This window comes from Desulfopila inferna (assembly GCF_016919005.1).
Classification (GTDB): Bacteria; Desulfobacterota; Desulfobulbia; order Desulfobulbales; family Desulfocapsaceae; genus Desulfopila_A; species Desulfopila_A inferna.
Map to the genome: position 1 here is coordinate 80,886 of NZ_JAFFQE010000010.1, position 17,956 is coordinate 98,841.

18 protein-coding genes are annotated in these 17,956 nt (G+C 50.5%); 5 read left to right on the forward strand and 13 right to left on the reverse strand.

What is annotated here, in order from left to right; translation table 11 throughout:
- Positions 1–370 precede the first annotated feature (370 nt).
- Together JWG88_RS19965 and JWG88_RS19970 are read left to right on the forward strand one after the other, a co-directional pair.
- Positions 371–2,017 carry a L,D-transpeptidase family protein gene (locus JWG88_RS19965; protein ID WP_205235568.1) on the forward strand — a complete coding sequence of 549 codons (1,647 nt, stop codon included), beginning with the start codon at positions 371–373 and terminating at the stop codon, positions 2,015–2,017.
- Between the two features lie 35 nt (positions 2,018–2,052).
- Entirely contained in the window at positions 2,053–2,592 is a 540-nt protein-coding gene (locus tag JWG88_RS19970; protein WP_337833149.1) for a YcbK family protein, read from the forward strand.
- 10 nt (positions 2,593–2,602) lie between these two features.
- On the opposite strand, the gene JWG88_RS19975 is transcribed toward JWG88_RS19970, so the two are convergent.
- From JWG88_RS19975 to JWG88_RS19985, 3 genes are all read right to left on the reverse strand, one after another.
- Entirely contained in the window at positions 2,603–3,457 is an 855-nt protein-coding gene (locus tag JWG88_RS19975; RefSeq protein WP_205235570.1) for a copper resistance protein B, read from the reverse strand.
- 16 nt (positions 3,458–3,473) lie between these two features.
- Positions 3,474–5,249, reverse strand: coding sequence for a copper resistance system multicopper oxidase (locus JWG88_RS19980; protein WP_205235571.1), 1,776 nt, complete (start codon positions 5,247–5,249; stop codon positions 3,474–3,476).
- Positions 5,250–5,507: 258 nt separating this feature from the next.
- The gene (locus JWG88_RS19985; RefSeq protein ID WP_205235572.1) at positions 5,508–5,726 is read right to left on the reverse strand and encodes a hypothetical protein; all 219 of its coding nucleotides are present in this window, start codon (positions 5,724–5,726) and stop codon (positions 5,508–5,510) included.
- Between JWG88_RS19985 and JWG88_RS19990 the strand changes: the two genes are divergently transcribed.
- The gene (locus JWG88_RS19990; RefSeq protein WP_205235573.1) at positions 5,715–5,972 is read left to right on the forward strand and encodes a hypothetical protein; all 258 of its coding nucleotides are present in this window, start codon (positions 5,715–5,717) and stop codon (positions 5,970–5,972) included. The two genes, JWG88_RS19985 and JWG88_RS19990, sit on opposite strands and share 12 nt — an antisense overlap.
- A gap of 197 nt (positions 5,973–6,169) precedes the next feature.
- Here JWG88_RS19990 and JWG88_RS19995 read toward each other — a convergent pair whose 3' ends face one another.
- From JWG88_RS19995 to selD, 6 genes are read right to left on the reverse strand one after another with little or no spacing between them, the layout of a single operon-like run.
- Entirely contained in the window at positions 6,170–6,958 is a 789-nt protein-coding gene (locus JWG88_RS19995; protein WP_205235574.1) for an ABC transporter permease, read from the reverse strand.
- Positions 6,955–7,821, reverse strand: a complete 867-nt coding sequence (locus JWG88_RS20000; RefSeq protein ID WP_205235575.1) for an ABC transporter permease — start codon at positions 7,819–7,821, stop codon at positions 6,955–6,957. Before JWG88_RS20000 ends, JWG88_RS19995 begins: the two co-directional genes overlap by 4 nt.
- Positions 7,822–7,826: 5 nt before the next feature.
- Positions 7,827–9,035, reverse strand: coding sequence for an ABC transporter substrate-binding protein (locus tag JWG88_RS20005; RefSeq protein WP_205235576.1), 1,209 nt, complete (start codon positions 9,033–9,035; stop codon positions 7,827–7,829).
- Positions 9,017–9,997, reverse strand: coding sequence for an ABC transporter ATP-binding protein (locus JWG88_RS20010; RefSeq protein ID WP_205235577.1), 981 nt, complete (start codon positions 9,995–9,997; stop codon positions 9,017–9,019). The genes JWG88_RS20005 and JWG88_RS20010 overlap by 19 nt, the downstream gene beginning before the upstream one ends.
- Positions 9,982–10,938 carry an aminoglycoside phosphotransferase family protein gene (locus JWG88_RS20015; RefSeq protein ID WP_205235578.1) on the reverse strand — a complete coding sequence of 319 codons (957 nt, stop codon included), beginning with the start codon at positions 10,936–10,938 and terminating at the stop codon, positions 9,982–9,984. Before JWG88_RS20015 ends, JWG88_RS20010 begins: the two co-directional genes overlap by 16 nt.
- Positions 10,939–10,972: 34 nt before the next feature.
- Positions 10,973–12,034, reverse strand: a complete 1,062-nt coding sequence (selD, locus tag JWG88_RS20020) for a selenide, water dikinase SelD (RefSeq protein ID WP_306793139.1) — start codon at positions 12,032–12,034, stop codon at positions 10,973–10,975.
- Positions 12,035–12,214: 180 nt separating this feature from the next.
- Here selD and JWG88_RS20030 point away from each other — a divergent pair, with 180 nt between their 5' ends.
- Positions 12,215–13,078: a selenium metabolism-associated LysR family transcriptional regulator gene (locus tag JWG88_RS20030; protein WP_306793144.1), complete on the forward strand. Its 864-nt coding sequence runs from the start codon at positions 12,215–12,217 to the stop codon at positions 13,076–13,078.
- 212 nt (positions 13,079–13,290) lie between these two features.
- On the opposite strand, the gene JWG88_RS20035 is transcribed toward JWG88_RS20030, so the two are convergent.
- The 4 genes from JWG88_RS20035 to JWG88_RS20050 form a co-directional block, all read right to left on the reverse strand.
- Complete coding sequence (locus JWG88_RS20035) at positions 13,291–14,304, reverse strand: hypothetical protein (protein ID WP_205235581.1); 1,014 nt, start codon at positions 14,302–14,304, stop codon at positions 13,291–13,293.
- Entirely contained in the window at positions 14,297–14,944 is a 648-nt protein-coding gene (locus JWG88_RS20040) for an AAA family ATPase (RefSeq protein WP_205235582.1), read from the reverse strand. Before JWG88_RS20040 ends, JWG88_RS20035 begins: the two co-directional genes overlap by 8 nt.
- A 131-nt stretch (positions 14,945–15,075) precedes the next feature.
- Entirely contained in the window at positions 15,076–15,234 is a 159-nt protein-coding gene (locus tag JWG88_RS20045; RefSeq protein WP_205235583.1) for a YqaE/Pmp3 family membrane protein, read from the reverse strand.
- A 117-nt stretch (positions 15,235–15,351) separates the two neighbouring features.
- Positions 15,352–15,831 (reverse strand): DUF4112 domain-containing protein, encoded by a 480-nt coding sequence (locus tag JWG88_RS20050; protein WP_205235584.1) that lies wholly within the window; start codon positions 15,829–15,831, stop codon positions 15,352–15,354.
- Positions 15,832–16,288: 457 nt separating this feature from the next.
- Here JWG88_RS20050 and JWG88_RS20055 point away from each other — a divergent pair, with 457 nt between their 5' ends.
- The gene (locus JWG88_RS20055; protein WP_205235585.1) at positions 16,289–17,434 is read left to right on the forward strand and encodes a site-2 protease family protein; all 1,146 of its coding nucleotides are present in this window, start codon (positions 16,289–16,291) and stop codon (positions 17,432–17,434) included.
- Positions 17,435–17,956: the final 522 nt, after the last annotated feature.

Genomic DNA, 17,956 nt, shown 5'->3' on the forward strand with positions numbered 1-17,956 from the left:
TGCTGAAACACCTGGTGGTAATGAGAAATCTCCGTTTCTCCTTGATAATACGTAAGACGGATGTCTCGATTTATTCTCCCCGGTATGAAAATGAAATCAGCAATAATGATATTTTTTTTACCTGAACCTGTCGATAGACAAGGAACGGACTGGTGTTTCTGGTATATTTTGCTAAAGTGTTGTGGTATTGCCCTACAAAAAGAAAAGGGCAGCAGACAATCAGAATCGGTGAGCACGCTGTTTCCCCTCTAACCAACAGGACCGGAACAGAATTGCCGGCTACAACAATGAAAGTATGGATCTTCGGCATGCTTTACATCAGGAAACCAACACTTTCCGGTAAAAATGCTAAATGAGAATGTGTGTTACCATGAACATTTTGAAAAGAGTTCAGATATCTCTGTTGGTGTTGGTTCTCCCTGCCGCTTTTGTCTCTGCAGCGCAGGCCCAAGGCCCGTCACTTGCCGAAGAAATGACTCGGTTTCTGGAATGTTATCCGGTTGAGCTGGTCGTCCGCGACCAGCAGAATCACGCCATCCGCCAAAAAGATGTTTGCCTGGCAACGATTTACCATGAAACCGGGGCTCAGCCCCTCTGGGTAACGGCCGACGGACCTGGTACGCGGGCCGCCGTTATCCTGAAATACCTGAAAAATGCCGCAGAGGAAGGGCTGGATGCCGGCAGTTATGAGGTAGAAGAAATCGAGGCCCTCTGGCATGATCCTTCTCTGTCATCCCTGGCGCGGCTTGACACGCTGCTCACCTTCAATGCTGTAAAGTATATCCATAATGTCAACCAAGGAGAATTTGAACCCTATGTTGTCGACCCTGAACTCTTCGCAGAGGCCGGAAAACAACAATTTACCCCGGTTGACATTGTTGAGAGGATGATCGCCGCTACGGATCTTGATCGATTTTTTCGGCAAATGCCTCCGCAAAATATGCACTATCGCGCTTTGAAAGCAGGGCTTGCCGTCTACCGCAACATGGAGCAGTCGACTGCCCTGGAGGAGATTGAGCGGAATACTACCATTCACCCTGGAGATAATGATGGCAGAATCCCCCTGATCAGGGGACGTCTGGCTCTCTTTGCCGGCCGAGTTCCTAATCAGGATGAGAGGACACTCTATGACGACCACCTTGAGGAGCAAATACTGCTCTTTCAGGAATTGCATGGACTGCAAAGAGATGGACTTATCGGGCCCCAAACCATTGCTGCACTCAACATTTCTCCCGCGGAGCGGGTTGAACAGATTCGAGTCAACATGGCGCGCTGGCGCTGGCAGGATCACGATATCGGTGAGGAATATGTCCTTGTCAATATAGCAAATTTCAGACTGTACGCCTATCGTGGGGGAGAGCTTCAGCTCAATATCCCGGTAATCGTCGGGCAGTTTCAGCATCAGACCCCTGTTTTTTCGGATCAGATAAAATATCTCGAAATCAATCCTTTCTGGAATATCCCACCTAGCATTGCTGTTAATGAGAAGCTATCAGAATTACGTGAGAATCCCCATTCTCTGGTGGAGAAAAATATACGCCTTTTTTCAAGCTGGCAGGAAGACGGGATCGAACTCGACTCCACAGCAATCGATTGGGCCGGGGTAACACCTGGACAGATGGCCCGCTACAAACTCCGTCAAGACCCTGGGCCAAGTAACGCTCTAGGCCAGCTCAAGTTTGTTTTCCCTAATCATTATTCCGTTTATCTCCATGATACCCCAACAAAAAATCTATTTACTAAAGAGAGGCGGTACTTCAGCCATGGCTGCATCCGGGTCTCCACCCCTGTTCAGCTGGCGGTATTCATGCTCGAGGAGAATGAACAGAGCTGGAATGAGGCCAAAATAAGAGAGCTGATTGCGTCTCAGAAGAGAAAGGTGCTGCGCATAAGCCCGCCCTTGCCGGTGCATCTGACCTACCAGACGGCATGGGTAGACAAAAATGGCAGAATCCATTTTAATGAGGACATTTACGCCCGTGACAAAAAGCTACTTAAGGCACTGAATATAAAATGAATATAGAAAAATACACCAGAGGAGGACAAAGCATAGTGGATACTCAAAGATCCATGAGCAGGCGTTCCTTTCTTTCCGCTTCGCTGTGCACTGCCGCCGGTCTGTTCCTGCCCGATGGCGTGCTGGCGATGAAAAAGGAATCGAAAAGGCTGCGATTTTATCACACCCACACCGGTCGGAACCTGGAAATCAAATACAGTCCGGGAGGCTATCGTTCTGTGCGTCAAGCTTTGGAAGACTTTCTTTGCGATTTTCGCACCGGTGAAAAACATCCTCTCGATCCCCGTCTCTTTGACAGCCTCTATGCCATCCAGAACCGATGCGCTCAGCAGGCCTCCTTTGAGATAATATCCGGATATCGTTCACCGAAGACCAACGCCAGTTTGCGCAAAAACAGCTCCGGAGTGGCTCGGAAAAGCTTACATATGCAGGGAAGAGCCCTTGATATCAGGGCCTCAGAGCTGTCCACCCGCACACTTCGAGATCTGGCAATGCAGCTCCATGACGGCGGTGTCGGCTATTATCCCGCATCGGATTTTATCCATATAGATACAGGCCGCAAAAGAAGCTGGTAGCACGCTCTCTTTACAACCATATCCTGAGACCGGCGACCAGGGACAGCGTATCGGTATCCTCACCCTCCGCCTCGGCCAGATCCTCCGCTTCAAATAGCTTGCGGTTCCATGAAACGCCGATATAGGGAGCGAACTCCCTGGTGAAGTGATACCGCAGCCGCAGTCCCATCTCAATGAAGTTGATTCCCTGACCGACACCGTATTCTTCAACTTCCTGCAAGGCCACAAGGGTTTCGAAGCGCGGCTGGAGGACCAGACGCTGGGAGAGAAGCATGTCATACTCAACTTCGACAACAGCGGAAAGATCGCCGTCTTCACTGAGGTAAGCGGTGGCCTCGCTCTCGAACCAGTATGGTGCGAGTCCCTGGATACCGAAGGCGGCAAAGGTCCTGTCCGGATCAGGCTTGAAGTCGTGGCGAATACCCAATTGCAAATCCCAGAATGACGAGATGTTACGGCTGTAGAGCAACTCCGTCTCAGCCTCCTCCACCTTTTCCTCATCCACCAGCCAGGAACCCTCACTTTTGAACCAGAGCTTGTTGTAGTCGAAACCGGCCCAGGCCTGCACATCCCACAACAGCGCCGCATCACCCTCCCTGCTCTGGTATTCGATACGGTCGCCGATGAAACGAGTAAAAAGCTCGTTGTCATGCACGAACTGCACATCGAAATTCTGCTGCGCCCCCTGCTGGGCATCCTGCACGTGCTTTTGTACACGCTGGCCGACCTCGGGATCTGTCTCGACCTCGCTATAATCGGCTGGGAAGTCACGTTCTTCGGGATCGGTATACGATCCCTCGGCACAAAAACCTCCTGCCGGCAGAGAAATGACAGCGCATATCATCATGGTGAATAGGTGTCGCATCAGCAAATCCTCCTTTTCAGGCTACGCGGACCACCTGGGCCATCCCGGCTTCCATGTGGTAGAGCAGGTGGCAGTGAAAAGCCCAGTCTCCTTTTTCAATGGGCGTGATTAATACCGACAGCACCTCGCCGGGTTTAGTAAGTATGGTATGTTTGAAGGGCAGCTTTTCCGCACCATTTTCCAGCTGCATCCACATTCCATGCAAGTGAATGGGATGTTCCATCATGGTGTGGTTGACGAGAAAGAGACGCAGCCGTTCATTGTGCCGGAAGAGATAGGGGCCGGGATGTTCGCTGAACTTTTTGCCGTCGAAGCTGAACATGTAGCGTTCCATATTGGCGGTGATGTTGACGGTCATTTCCCTGTCGACGATATCGGAATACTTCTGCGGCTCCGTGGAGATGAGGTCGTCGTAGGTCAGCACCCGCCAGCCGTCGTCTCCAAGGCCGATGCCGGTCTCGTCAAGCCGGTATTTGGGATTCATGATCACCATGACCACGTTGGCGTTGGATTTCTCCGGCTTAAACGGAGTCGGTCCATTCGGTCCAGGTATGCGCGGGTCGTGGCGCGGAGGCTGACCTTTATTGCTATGCTGCATCTTGCCATGCGGCATCTTCTCTTCCCTGCTCATGCCGAAAAAGGTCTTGTCCATACCGCCCATGCCGATATCCTCCAGACGTCGGACGGGTCTCGGCCGCAGCTGGGGAACCGGCGCCGAAAGGCCCGGCTCGGGAGAGAGGGTGCCGCGCGTGTAGCCGCTGCGATCCAGCGATTCGGCGAAGATGGTGAAGGGCTTGTCCTGTCTCGGCCTGACCAGCACGTCGTAGGTTTCGGCCACACCGATGCGGAACTCGTGTACTGGAACCGGACGCACAGCCTTGCCGTCTGCCATGACCACCTCCATGTCCATGCCCGGGATGCGAATGTCGAAATTGGTCATGGTGGAAGCGTTGATGAAGCGCAGGCGGATAATCTCTCCGGGGTTAAACAGCGCCGTCCAGTTCATGTTGGGCGAGTGGCCGTTCATCAGATAGGTATAGGTGTAGGCGGTGACATCGAGCAAGTCGACGGGGCTCATGCGCATTCTGCCCCAGGCCATGCGATCCTTGACCGTCTTTGCCAGGCCCCGCTCCCGGGCGTCTTCAAAAAATTCCCAAATGGTACGCCGTTGGAAGTTATAGTAGTGGCCTTCGAGGTTGATATGCCGGAAGATTGTCTCCGGATCCTCGAAGGACCAGTCGGAAAGGACAATGGGATAATCCCGGTCGTACTTGAAGGGCTCGCCGTCCCTGGGATCGATGATCAGCGGTCCGTAGGTGCCCGTCTGCTCCTGAAACCTTGAGTGGCTGTGGTACCAGTAGGTGCCTGCCTGCTTCACCCTGTAATGGTACTCATAGGTTTCGCCAGGTTGGATACCGTCAAAATTGACACCAGGAACTCCATCCATGCGAAAGGGCACCAGGATGCCGTGCCAGTGGATGGACGAATGCTCGGTATCCATGAGCATATTGGTGACGTTGAGCCTGATCTCATCGCCTTCCCGCAGGTGGATCAACGGCCCCGGAACGGTGCCGTTGATGACGGTGGCGCGTCCTTCGCGGCCGTTGACAAAGAAGGGCGCATATTTGATAGTCAGGTCATAGCGACTCCGCGGTCCGGTCGGAATGAGATCCGGTCTTCCGGAGGCGGCCCATGCCGGCAACGGCACGGAGAACGGCAGTCCGGCAAGGAAAATGGCGGCACCGCCAGCCTTGAGGATCTCTCGCCTACTGAAGCCTTGGGCGTGGTCCATGAAATTTCCTCCATCTCAGTATTTACGGGATTCCAGACAAAATTATCGAATAATAGAAATATTGACTCCCCTGGAGGGTTCGATTGGCTTCCTCCCAGGCCGCTCCCCGCCAGTTGGATATCGTTCTTAGCTTTTTGGCAAGCTATAATGCAACTTGTATGCCATCTACGTTTCGTTTTCTAAAAGCATTAGAAGTTTCATGGTCTGAGCCTAACACTAACACTCTCTTTTTCAGATTGGCTGGACAGCATAACAAATCTATCCGGAACGGCTGGACTGCATAGCGTGCATGCCATAGTCGCGGTACCGTAAAAAATCCGCTCTTTCTCGCCGCTGGCGTGGATCGCACCTCGCGGCATCCTGGCGGCGGCCACGGCAGGGATTTTCGGTCCGGCGCTGGTCGCTGCCGGCTACCAGGACGCCGAGGCGCTTCTGCCGATCGTCTTTCTGATCATTATTGTAACCGTGCTGGTGCATGGACTCTCCCTGGGGCCGCTGGCGCGAAAGATATCCCTGGCGGCAGAAGAAGAAAACGGTCTGCTAAGCGTAGGGGCCTCTCCCTGGACAAAGGCCCTGGCGCAAACACTGAAAAAACTTGAGGTGGACGTGGTTGTAGCCGATGGGTCCTATCAGCGCCTTAAGCCGCTCCGTATGGACGGCATCAAGGTTTTGAGCTATTATTACCTTTATGGCTGGAGCCATTCGCATGATTTTCCATATTGAACCGAAGGCCATGAGAAGGTTTAAAACAATAAGCAGCCAGGCTCCGATTTTTACTGATTGTGCAAGTTTCATAACTAAAGCTCTTTGTCAATTTTGGAATGGCTGACTCTCTTGAGACAAGTTTAGCAAATGAAAAGCAAAAAAGGGACATAGGCCTCCAATTGGTGACTGTAAGGATGACCACAGGGAATGACACTCTACATTAATCCGCGCTTGCGATAGACGGCATAGATAATGCGATCGATCAGGGCAAAGAGAATGATCGGCACAATAAGAAAGATCAGGGTTAACAGCGAGGCCACGCTCTTATCGGATGAGTTGAGCAGAGGAAAAATATAACCGGAATAGGAAGGCACCGTGCCGCCGCCAATGAGGAAAACCAGAAAATATTCGGAAAAGGAAACCAGAAAGACAATGATGGCTCCGGCGACAATAGCCGGCAGCAGCAGCGGCAGCTCTATGGTGATCAGGATACGCAGGGATGAAGCGCCTATATTGCGGGCACAGATGGCGAAACCTTCACCATGGGTTTGATAGCCGGCGGTCAATGCCCGCAGCATATAGGGATAGCTGTAGAGGCCGAGTATGATGACGACCCCCATGAAGGTATCGGCTATGCCGAGATGAATAAAAAAATAATGCGCCCCCATGGCAAACGCCATGGGCGGGATAAGCGCGGGGGCAAGAAAGAGGCCCTCGAGAAATGCTTTCCCGGTAAAGGAGGTTCGGGCAAAAAGTTTTGCCGGCAGCACGGTCAGCACCAATGTCAGCAGAACCGTGGCGAAGGAATAGGCACAGGAAATAAATAAACTGAGGATAATGTCTTCCTTGTGGGCCAGCAGATAAGAGATGCTCCTCAAGTCAAAGTCGGTGGGGTTAATCTGCGGAAACATCCAGGCCGATGAAACAGCATAGAGGAGCAGGACGATCAGTGGAGAGACAAACACCGCAAAAAAGAGGGTCAGCAGCAGCATGAACCTGATCATAATTTCCGCACCCCCTTCTCCAGACGTGAAGAAAATTTGAGATAGGAGAGGATAAAGATCAGAGAGAAGCAGAAAACCAGGGTAAGCATGGCCATGGCCACCGGCCGCATCGTTAAGTCCTTCTGGAAGAAATAGTCATAGATCCGTATCGATATCATGCCGGGATAGCTGTCGCCGAGTACAAAGGGTAAATCAAAGCCACCGAAGGAAAAAACAAAGAGAATAATAAAGGTGGTATTGATCACCGGCATGATAAAGGGCAGAATCAGGGTAAAAAAGATGCGCAGCTGCGAGGCTCCGAGCATGCCCGCCGTTTCCATAATGCGGCGGTCAAAGCGGCTGAGGATGGCATAGACCATGACCATCACGAAAGGTGTTTCCTTATAGATGTAGGCGGCGATAAGAGCAAATCCGGATCGGGTATAGAGCAGATTGGGAAAGGCCTCAAACGAATCGATCAGGCCCAGCTGATAGGCGATGGAGGCCATGATGCCGGTTTTCGAGAGGAGGATAATACCGATAAAACCGACGGCGATATGCGGCAGAATCAATGGAATCTTATAGACGACGGTCCAGCTGTGATACCTGCCCGGCAGCCTCCACAGCAGATAGGAAAAGAGTGTACCGATGATTATGGAAATCAGTGTTGCCGTAAGAGCGACATAGAGCGAAAAAAGAGCCGATTGCAGAAACCAGGTATCTCCAAACAGCTCCTTGTAGGCAAAGAACATATCCTCGTAGGTATAGGAATACATCATCAACCCGAAAGACTGTAATCCGGTAACCAGGAGCCCGCCTCCGATGACGGCCAGAAAGGGGATAAGCAGGGGAAGCAGGCTGAGGAGAATGAAGGAGCGCCGCATCTATCCTACCGGCCGCGCAATACCAGCTTTTCCCAGTCACGCTCGAGAAGTTCCAGATAGGCCGAAGGTATTTCAGGAACAGCGGCAGATGCCAGAGAGGAGAGCGGCAGAGTTGCCTCGCCAAGTTCAAGTTCCTCAAAACGGGTGCGCATCTCCTCATCCAGACGATTTAGCTCAAGTACCGTAAAATCTCCCCAGTTGCGGGGTTCATTCTTGTGCAGCTGCGCTTCGGCAGAGAGCAGGAAGTCGGCAACGACCAGTGCCCCGGCACGATTGGCTGCATTATAGGGCACGGCGGTGTAATGGGTGTTGTAGAGCGATCCCTCCTTCATAACAAAGGTGCGGACACTCTCGGGATAACGCCCCTGAAGAATCCTGCTCTGGGCGTTGGCCTGATGATAGCTCATATTCAATAACACCTCTCTCCTCTCGAACAAGGTATCGAGAGCACCGATATCCCGGGGATAGGTCCTGCCCTGCTGCCAGAGATACGGCTTGAGGTCATTGAGATACTCCCAGAGCTTCGGCGCGTTTTTCCTGTAGAGTTCCTCATCGAGCCCTTCCATATATTGACTGTGGCCTCCGGTGAGGGCATAGAATGCCTGGCGAATAAATGCCGATCCGGTAAAATCAGGCGGCTTGGGATACGTGAATTTACCTGGATTTTCCTTCACCCATTCCTTGAGCGCGGCAAAGGAATCCGGGGGCACAGGAACCGTTGCCGTATCATATTCGAAGACAAACTGGGCTCTGCCGAAAGGGGCTTCGTACCCCTGCACCGGAAAGCCGAAATCATAGGCCACGGAGGCAGGATCCACCAATGAAAAATTCGGCAGCACCTTGGTTATCGGCCCATACAGCAATTCATTTTCCTTGGCGTTTTTAAAATTTTCTCCATTGACCCAGAGAAGATCCATGGTGCCCTTTTCTCTTCCCGCCTGTTTTTCGGTGAGCAGCTTATTGATGAAAATCGCCGCATCGGCCGGGATTCGTTTCAATTTGATATCATAGCGTTTTTTTACTTCAGCGACAACATAGGTGTCGACCCAGGAATTTATGGTGGGTGAGCCGCCCCACATAAACCATTTCACCTCCGTACCCTTTGCCTCCCGGACCAGCAGCTCGAAGGAGTCCGCTGCCGTAGCCCGGGATATCCCGGATATGGATATGCTGAGTAGAGAAATTATTATTGCCGCTAGCCGGAATAATCGCATGGTCGGTCCTCCATAGGAATGAATTGCTTGATGTAAATCCTTACCCGATCACCTTCGGCAAAATCAGGATTAAAACTGTAGGCTGTGAGGACAATATCATCCAGATGCACTCGATATATTATAAAGTGCCCGGCAAAAAGAATATTGGTGACAAGACCATGACCGTTGCTGTCCTTTTCCATTCCAATGGCTTCGGCCCGGACCCTGATATCCCCCGCCGGTTTTTCTTCCTCAAGGCCAACGGCAGCAAGGCAGCGTGCCGGAATGATATTGACATGCCCCAGGAAATCGGCGACCCGGGTAGAGACCGGATGGTTGTAAACTGTCCTGACATCGTCATACTGGCACAGTCGGCCATCCAGCATGATGCCGATCTTGTCGGACATCATAAAGGCCTCCTGGAGATCGTGGGTGACACTGAGAGTGGTGATGGTATATTCTCGCTGAAAATTACGGATAAACTCAGCGGTTTCCGCTTTGAGATTGCGGTCGAGATTGGCAAAGGGTTCATCGAGAAGCAGAATCGAGGGACTGACCACCATCGCTCTGGCCAGGGCCACGCGTTGCTGCTGACCGGCCGAAAGCTGGTTGGGGTAAAACTTCTGTTTATCGGCTATCTGGAAGTAATCAAGCATATCCAGCACCCTCCGTCTGATTTCACTTCCCTCGGTTTTGCGGCAGCGCAGGCCGAAAGCAACATTGTCAAAGATGGTCATGGTGGGGAAAAGGAGATAATCCTGAAAGACCAGAATAGCCGGATTATACTGCAGATCGGCTGTAGAGGTTACCAAACCGCGGTCAGCCTCCTCCAGCCCGGCAATAATTTTCAGCAGAGTTGTCTTTCCGGCCCCCGATGGACCGATGATGGAAACCAGCTCACCCTCATTGACCTGAAAAGAGACCCTTTTAAGGACGCGGAGATTCCCGTAGCTTTTCTCGACAGCGTCTATATCAAGAAACATTCGGCTTCATCCAGATACGAGGTAATTACCGCAAAGGTAGCATCATGCGCCAGTGCTCTGTCCGCCGAAGTATATTCATGATGGGCCATGAAACACCAGCTCAGGGCTCTCAGAAGGATCACCCGCTCCATCAGTCGGGTCTTTTCATAGACTTCATCGAGCAGCAGTCCGCTCTCACCTGCCTCCAGATAGTTCTTGAGAAACTGCCGCTTCCCCTCCTCTGAAAATCGAAACGAGCTTTTCCAGAGGGTGGTCGTGGGAATAAGGAAATGTGCCAGGTCCTGATATCTGTAGGACACCACCGCTTTTTCCCAGTCAACCAGACAGGAACGAGGTTCATTGATGATGAAATTGCCGGAATTGACCTCGGTGTTGACCATACAGTAGCTCTCGTTGGCATACAGCGAGGCCATGGCTTCGGCTCCCTCCAGTATATAATCATGATAGTCAAGCAGACGGGAACGCACCTCAGGATAATGCGGGCCGGGGTACCTGTTCAGCAGATCGTAGGATTCGGCGGCAATATCACGCGCCGGATTGGCCTGAACAATAAGCTTCTCATCGGGCACTAATGCATGTATCCGGCCGAAAATCCGGGCTGCCTTCGGTAGATCGGCAGAAAAGTCAAAGGCGGTGCCGGGCATATATTCCATCAACAGCACGCCGTTTCCCAACCCTTCGGCCTCAAGATCATACTGATAGGGTATCGGTGTGACTCCGGATGGGCAAACCGCCTTGAGCACATTAAATTCATATTCGATCTGATTATCGATTCCAAGTTGAGTACCGTGATTGATTCTGAAGACCAGACGCTTGTCACCGTCTGAGACCAGATAATTCTCGTTATACTCACCCGCAGCCAGGAACGTGCAGGAGATATCGCCGGAGAGCCAGGAGCTGTTTCGGAGATATTCTATGACTCGTCTTTCTTTATCAGCCATTTTCCTCTGCCATTGCAATAAAAGTGCAGCAACTTCAGCTCAAAACAACACCTGCTTTTCCAGCGGTGACCTCGCCCACCCTGACGGCCGCGGTAACACCCGCTCGGTGAAGAGAGGTGATCAGGTCGTCGGCCTGGGCGGCAGGAAGAGCCAGCAACAGCCCTCCGGAAGTCTGCGGATCAAAAATCAAACCCCTGTCCCGATTCCGCAGCTCACGGCGGAGGCTGAACCTTTTGCCCTCCACCATCTGCTGATTAGCCTTGTTGCTGCCGGTGGTTTCACCTTTGTCATACATTTCAAGGCTATCGGCATAGACCGGCAGTCTGGAATATTCGATCAGCAGTTCACAGCCGCTGCCATAACTCATCTCCACGGCATGCCCAAGAATTCCGAAACCGGTAATGTCGGTGGCTGCATGGAGATCCAATTTCAGCGCTTCCTCCATGGCCGGCCCGTTAAGGGCGGCGACTGCAGGCAGCACCTTCTCTTCTATCTCCCGGAAGGGCAGCCGGCCCGAGCGTACTGCATTAAAGAGGACCCCGGTGCCGAGCGGTTTGGTCAGCACCAGGGCATCACCCGGTTGTGCCCCCGAATTGGTGATGATTCTATCCGGATGGACGACTCCATTGACACAGAGCCCATATTTGGGCTCCTCGTCATCGACGCTGTGTCCGCCAACCAGGCAAGCGCCCGCTTCGACAACTTTGTCATGTCCGCCGCGCAATATCTCCTTGAGAACATCCATATCGAGATATTTTGAGGGAAACATGACCAGATTGAGTGCGGTCAGCGGACGCCCTCCCATGGAGTAGACATCCGAAATGGAGTTGGCCGCCGCTATCTGGCCGAACCAGTAGGGATCATCGACAGGAGGGGTAATAAAATCAACGGTGTTGATCATCGCGGCCTCGTCGGAGAGACGATAAACCGCGGCATCATCGGATGTTTCATACCCTACCAGAAGATTGCGGTCTTCGGGCGCCTTGAGTCCCTGCAGTGCGTCCGACAATACAGTCGGACCAATTTTTGCCGCTCAGCCGCAGGTACGCGCCAGGCGGGTCAATGTCTTTTTTCTAAACAGGTTAAGTATATTCATTGTTGATGATCCCGTAAAAAATGTTGAGGCGATGCTTTTCTCTACAAAATTTCTGTTTCCTTATTCACCAAACATCGCTATATATGCTATAGGATTTTCAGATAACACTTCCTAAGTACCACTTTTGAAAGGATTCTGAAACAATTTTAAGACAGGAGAGTATAAATAGAAACTCGACACCTGAAAATATTCGCCGCGGTTTACAGGAACAGGAGCTTCACCAAGGCCGCCGAGCAGCTCTTCACCAGTCAGCCTACCATCAGCGAACATATACGCAACCTGGAAAGCCGTCTTGACTGTAAGTTATTCGACCGGCTGGGGCGCTCAATCATTCCCACACTGGAAGCGGAACTCCTCTATCCGCGCGCTCTGGCGATATTGGAAGATCTGAAGAAACTCAAAGATGATCTGACTGCGGTGGGCAAAGACATTTCAGGGCAGATAATCATGAAGGCCAGCACCATACCAAGTGCCTTTATCCTTCCGCAATTTGCCGCTGATTTCAAGAAAGTCCATCAGAATATTTCTTTTGAAATACGGACCTCCGATTCAGCAGATGTAGTCGATTCGGTGCTCAATAACGAAATACTCCTGGGCTTCACCGGAGCGCGAACCGAGGAAAAAAAGCTGCATTTTTATCCCTTCAGGGAGGATCAACTGGTCCTGGCCGCTTCAACGAAGATGATCATCAATAAGCGCGTCACCACCCGGTCACTGCTCGAACTGCCATTTATCCTAAGGGAAGAAGGTTCCGGCACGCGAAAGAGTATGGAGCGTTTTCTGGCTGAAAAGAATATTGGTATTGACCAGCTCAACATCTGTGCGGTCCTGGGCTCGAGCACCGCGGTCACCGAGGCGATAAAATACAACATGGGGGTTTCCATCATCTCGCGACATGCAGTCAATGACGGGGTCGAGCATGGCCGGATTCAGATTATCGATATTCTCAATCTTGAGATGAAACGGTCGTTTTATGCAGTCACGGCGGAAAAACGGAGCCTGCCTCACCATTATCAGGCCTTCCTTAAATATCTTCTGGCCTGAAAAAGATAGAGGTTGGAATAAACGGCCTCTAGGAGTGTGTCGGAGAATTGCAATTTTTCCTCAGATTAAGGCGTTTTTAGGAAATCAAGCACAGCCATATACTTAATATCGGAGTCTGCGCTTACCTGCGAGCATTGATTTTCCGAAAACAACGCCAAGATGGGCCGGTAAGCGAAGGCTCCGAGAAGTGCTTTCTCCGACAGGCTCCTAGCTCATGCATAAAGCTTCTTGAGATAAGAAAACATCAATTCGATATATTTTTCGATATCCCCTATCACACGACTTTCCTCATCACGATTGACCGCGCCGGATTTGACATGCAGAATATTTACCTTAGCGCGGATATTGGCCCTGTAGCTTTTAAAAAAGCTGAGCAGCCTGCGGCTTTTGGCATCGTCCTTCAGCTCCATGGTATGAAGATATCTTTGATAAAATCGCTCTCCCATTTCCTGTTTATCGTAAAAATCAAATTCGGTGCCCAGGAATGCCACTTCATTCAAGATATCGATATGCCTGAAAGAATCGTTAAACTCGATGCAATCGAATATCACCGGATTATCGTAGAGAAATATATTGTGTGAACTCAGGTCGCCATGGCAGTCTTTTCTCAACCCCGCGGCGTTCCTTTCTTCCAGATACTTTTGGCTTTCTTCGAGAAATACTTTTGCTTTCCTGACACTGTATTCTATTTTTTCCAGCCACTTGGGACCCAGCTTTTGCCTTACGAAATCACGGTGCTCCACAAGTTCGGCAAAATTTTTCTGGAATCGGCTGATATCGACCTTCTCTCTGACTACAGCAGTGTTCCGATGAAACTGCGCGATCTTATCGGCCAGCTTATCGACATCGGCGCCGGTGACCTGGTCCTTATGCAGCAAATCACCCATTTCTTTTCGATTATCCATTTTTGTCATCATCACGGCATAATCGATGACACCATCGCCGCCATTGTCGCCTGTCACCATATTTTCTGTAATGGCAATAACCTTCAGGTACATTCGCGGAGCCAGCCTGGCGTTTAATTCAATCTCTCGTTCGCAGAAATATTTTCTTTTTTCAAGGGAGGAAAAGTCCAGAAATGGCAGCTTCACAGGACGTTTGATCTTAAAGGCATAATGATCGGTGAGAATGATCCAGGAAATATGGGTTTTCCGCAATTCAATGGCTGTACAACTGTCCGGCAGGCTGCACTTTTCGATCAAGGTATTTATCTGATTATTATCCATAAATATAGTGCCGTGCCTGCTCTGTCATAGCCTCAAGAGCGTCCCGGTCCGATTCCAGCTGCAAATGCGGTATCTCGAGAGGTTCAAACCTGTTGAGTATCATCTTATATACCGAATAATCTGCCTCGCTGTATTCGCGTTTTTGCTCTACTCGCTCCTTTACTGTTTCCTCACGGGATTGCATCTCGATAAAAAATACGGGCTGCCCCAGTTCGCGGGCCTTTCCGTTGAACTGATCTCTTCTTCTCTTTTCATGAAAGGTGCCGTCGATAATCACATTTTCACCTTTCTTTAGATGTTCCGACATCATTTCCTCCAACCGGTCATAAACCAGCTGTTTGTCTTCCTCATCATAACGGCCCTGCTTTTTCATATGAAGACGCACCTCGTCGGTACTCAGATAGACAGCATCTATTTCCTGACTCAGGTGCCTGGCAAAGTACGATTTCCCTGTGCCCGGCAGCCCAAATATGATTATTACCATCATATCCCTTATTTTTAATGCTGGCGTCGCAAGAATCCCAATCTCCCGCGTTGCCGGTTTTTGGCTGGCCATCTGACATCGTGGCGGATTCTGCTGGCAGCGGAGAGCAAACTCGCCGCCATCGCCATGGCTCGCCTCAACAAATGAATCAACCACTACCTCCCGGTACTTTTGCCGTATCCGGCAACGGCAAGAAGAAGTTTCCCTGAACAGATAAAATTAATTCATTTCCTGCCCAATGGGACATTTTCCGGTTATGCCGGACAACAGGTTTTCGAAAATATCTATTATTTCTTGGCAATTATCCAGATGGCATGAATAATCCCCGGAATATACCCAAGGAGCGTCAAGAGAATATTAATCCAGAAATGTAACCCCAGGCCGACCTGGAGGAACACACCCAATGGGGGAAGCAGGATTGCAAGTATTATTCTGACGACATCCATATTTTTTCTCCTGTTATTAATTTTTTTTGCGGTTCAATCAGTTCCGCCGGCCTCATTGTTCAGCAGAGAAATTCTTTTTCCTCAAGCCGTTGGGTCGGCTATTGATGTACTGCCGGCTCAACCTCCATGCAGGGCAGTAATCACTCGAAAAAGAAGTAAAAATCCCAGATACGCCAAGGCTATGATACCCGCAAAGAGGATAACGAGGATAATGATAACCGTGACCTTGAGACGATGCTCCGGGCTGGTTTGCGGGGGCGCGGAATTAAGTTGTTTTTCCATCAGGTCCATATTTTTCTCGTTTGCCTTCCAGACAAAGTCAAATAAGTCGCCAACAAAGGGAATAATGCCGATAATGCTCTCAAGTAAAACGTTAAAAACCATACGAAGCAGGGTAGTGGTGGTGGCTCCGAGCCGCGCGGATTCTATAATAATATAACTTGAAGCCACTCCACCGGCAACATCCCCAATTCCGGGAATCAGGCCGACAAGGCCGTCAAGACCGATACGATAGCCGCCTGGAAGAGGAATAGCGCTGTCCAGTAATTTGCTGAGCGACCGCAGTCGCTTCATTCTCGACGATGTCGAAGATGTCATTGATTCCCTTTCCTTATAACATGATCAATCACATGGCGTCGCGATAAGTGCTGACTTCAAGAAAGCCCGATCTCCCGCGTTCCAGGTTTTTGGCTGGCCCTCAACATACTCCTGTATAATGGGAAACCTGCCAAAAACTCGCGCCTTGTATTGAACCCAAGATGGCTTATTGGCAACGTCAAGAGATTATCAAGGTTCTTTCAGTCTCTTCTATTCCTTTCTTTTTATTCTATCCCCTTCTTCTTGAGATATGCACAAAGCAGGCCATCTTTGATATGCAAATCATTCGCCAGACGGCTGGCGCAAAATTTGCACCCCAAACGTACAGGGGCTGGGCTGTTCTGCTCTTATCTGGAATAATACTGCAGAATCGGCATTTTCAAAAGCGATGACCACCAATTTTACTTAAACGGACCTGCAGCTCGACAATCTGCCGGTCCACTCCACGGAGAACACTGTGTTTGGTAAAAATATTACCCTGTTCAGGATCCTCGGTTTTAATATCCGTGTAAACATCAGCTGGATTTTTATTGCCATACTTATTACCTGGTCATTATCCACTGGCTTCCTGCCGTATTATTATGAAGGGCTTTCCACGACCTGGTACTGGATTATGGGCACATTCGGCGCCATCGGCTTTTTTGCCTCCATTCTTTTTCATGAGTTCTGGCATTGCCTTGTCGCCCGGCATTACGGCATGCCTATCTCCAATATAACTCTGTTTCTTTTAGGCGGGGTCTCCGAAATGGATGAAGAGCCCGAATCTCCAAAAATCGAGTTTCTCATGGCTATAGCCGGACCTGTAAGCAGCCTGATTCTAGGCTTTCTGCTCTATGCAATAGCTCGTGGCGCTTCAACGGTAGGAGTATTTGAGCCGGCAATCATTATCATCAGCTATCTGGCATTCATCAACTGGATCCTGGCGGTATTCAACATGCTGCCAGCCTTCCCTCTGGATGGGGGACGCGTGCTCAGATCCGCCCTGTGGCAATTCAAAGGGGATTTGCGCTGGGCCACGAGCATCGCCTCCAAAGCAGGCTCCTTTTTCGGCATCGTACTGATGATCCTGGGAGTTTTGAACCTGTTCACCGGAAATCCGATTGGTGGGGTGTGGTATATCATTATCGGCATGTTTTTAAACAGCTCCGCTCAACTGTCCTACCAGCAGGTCCTGGTCAAACAAAACCTTAAGGGAAAAAACGTCGCCTCGCTTATGCGTACCGAACCAATCAATGTCAATCCCGACATCTCTGTCCATGATCTCGTGGAAAACTATATCTACCGACATCACTTCAAGATGTATCCGGTGGTTGAAAACGGGCGTCTTGTCGGCTGCATCCACATGAACAGAGTCAAGGAGATCAGCCAGGATTTATGGCCGCAACGCCAGGTAAGAGAACTGGCTCAGGACTGCTCCGAGGAAAATACAATATCTCCGCAGGAAGATGTAACCGAGGCAATGATGCGGATGAACAAAAGCGGTAATTCACGCCTCATGGTAGTTGAAAATGGTCAGCTTAAAGGAATTATCTCCCAGAAGGACATAATTGGATATATTTCGACCCGTATGGAGCTGGAGGGCTCTGCGCCGTCTTCCGCTTGATTTAGATCTGCATACAAACGAGCTGTTTACCTTGATCCGCTCGCACCGCCCTCGGTTCTCATAAAAGAATATGTGCAGAGCAGAATCGCCGGGGATGTTCACAAAGTGATTGAAGCCAATAAAATCTGAGCCAGACTGTCGTTCTTTAACGGTAGGAGCAGGAGCCTCCTTCACAAAGAAAGCCTCGATATGCTCGGCGAGAGCATCTTCTTCGGTAGTGCGATATTCCTCCGACACAAAGCCTGCAGAGTCCACAGGCAGACGTATCATAACACCTTGAGGCACGGCTAAGGCCTCGAGCCTCACCACGCTTCCCTCAGCTTTTGAAATATACAATCGACCATCGCAATTTTTGAAACTTCTCAACTCCGGCCGGGTAAGAAGAGTAGAGGCAAACGCTACTTCAGCGTCGGCTATCAGCCCTTTTATGTTATCTTTTTGCTTTCTATCATCTTCTTCATGATGTAATGCTGTCGTGCCAGCTTCGAACAGACTTGTCAAAAAAATGATATGGTGTAAGTA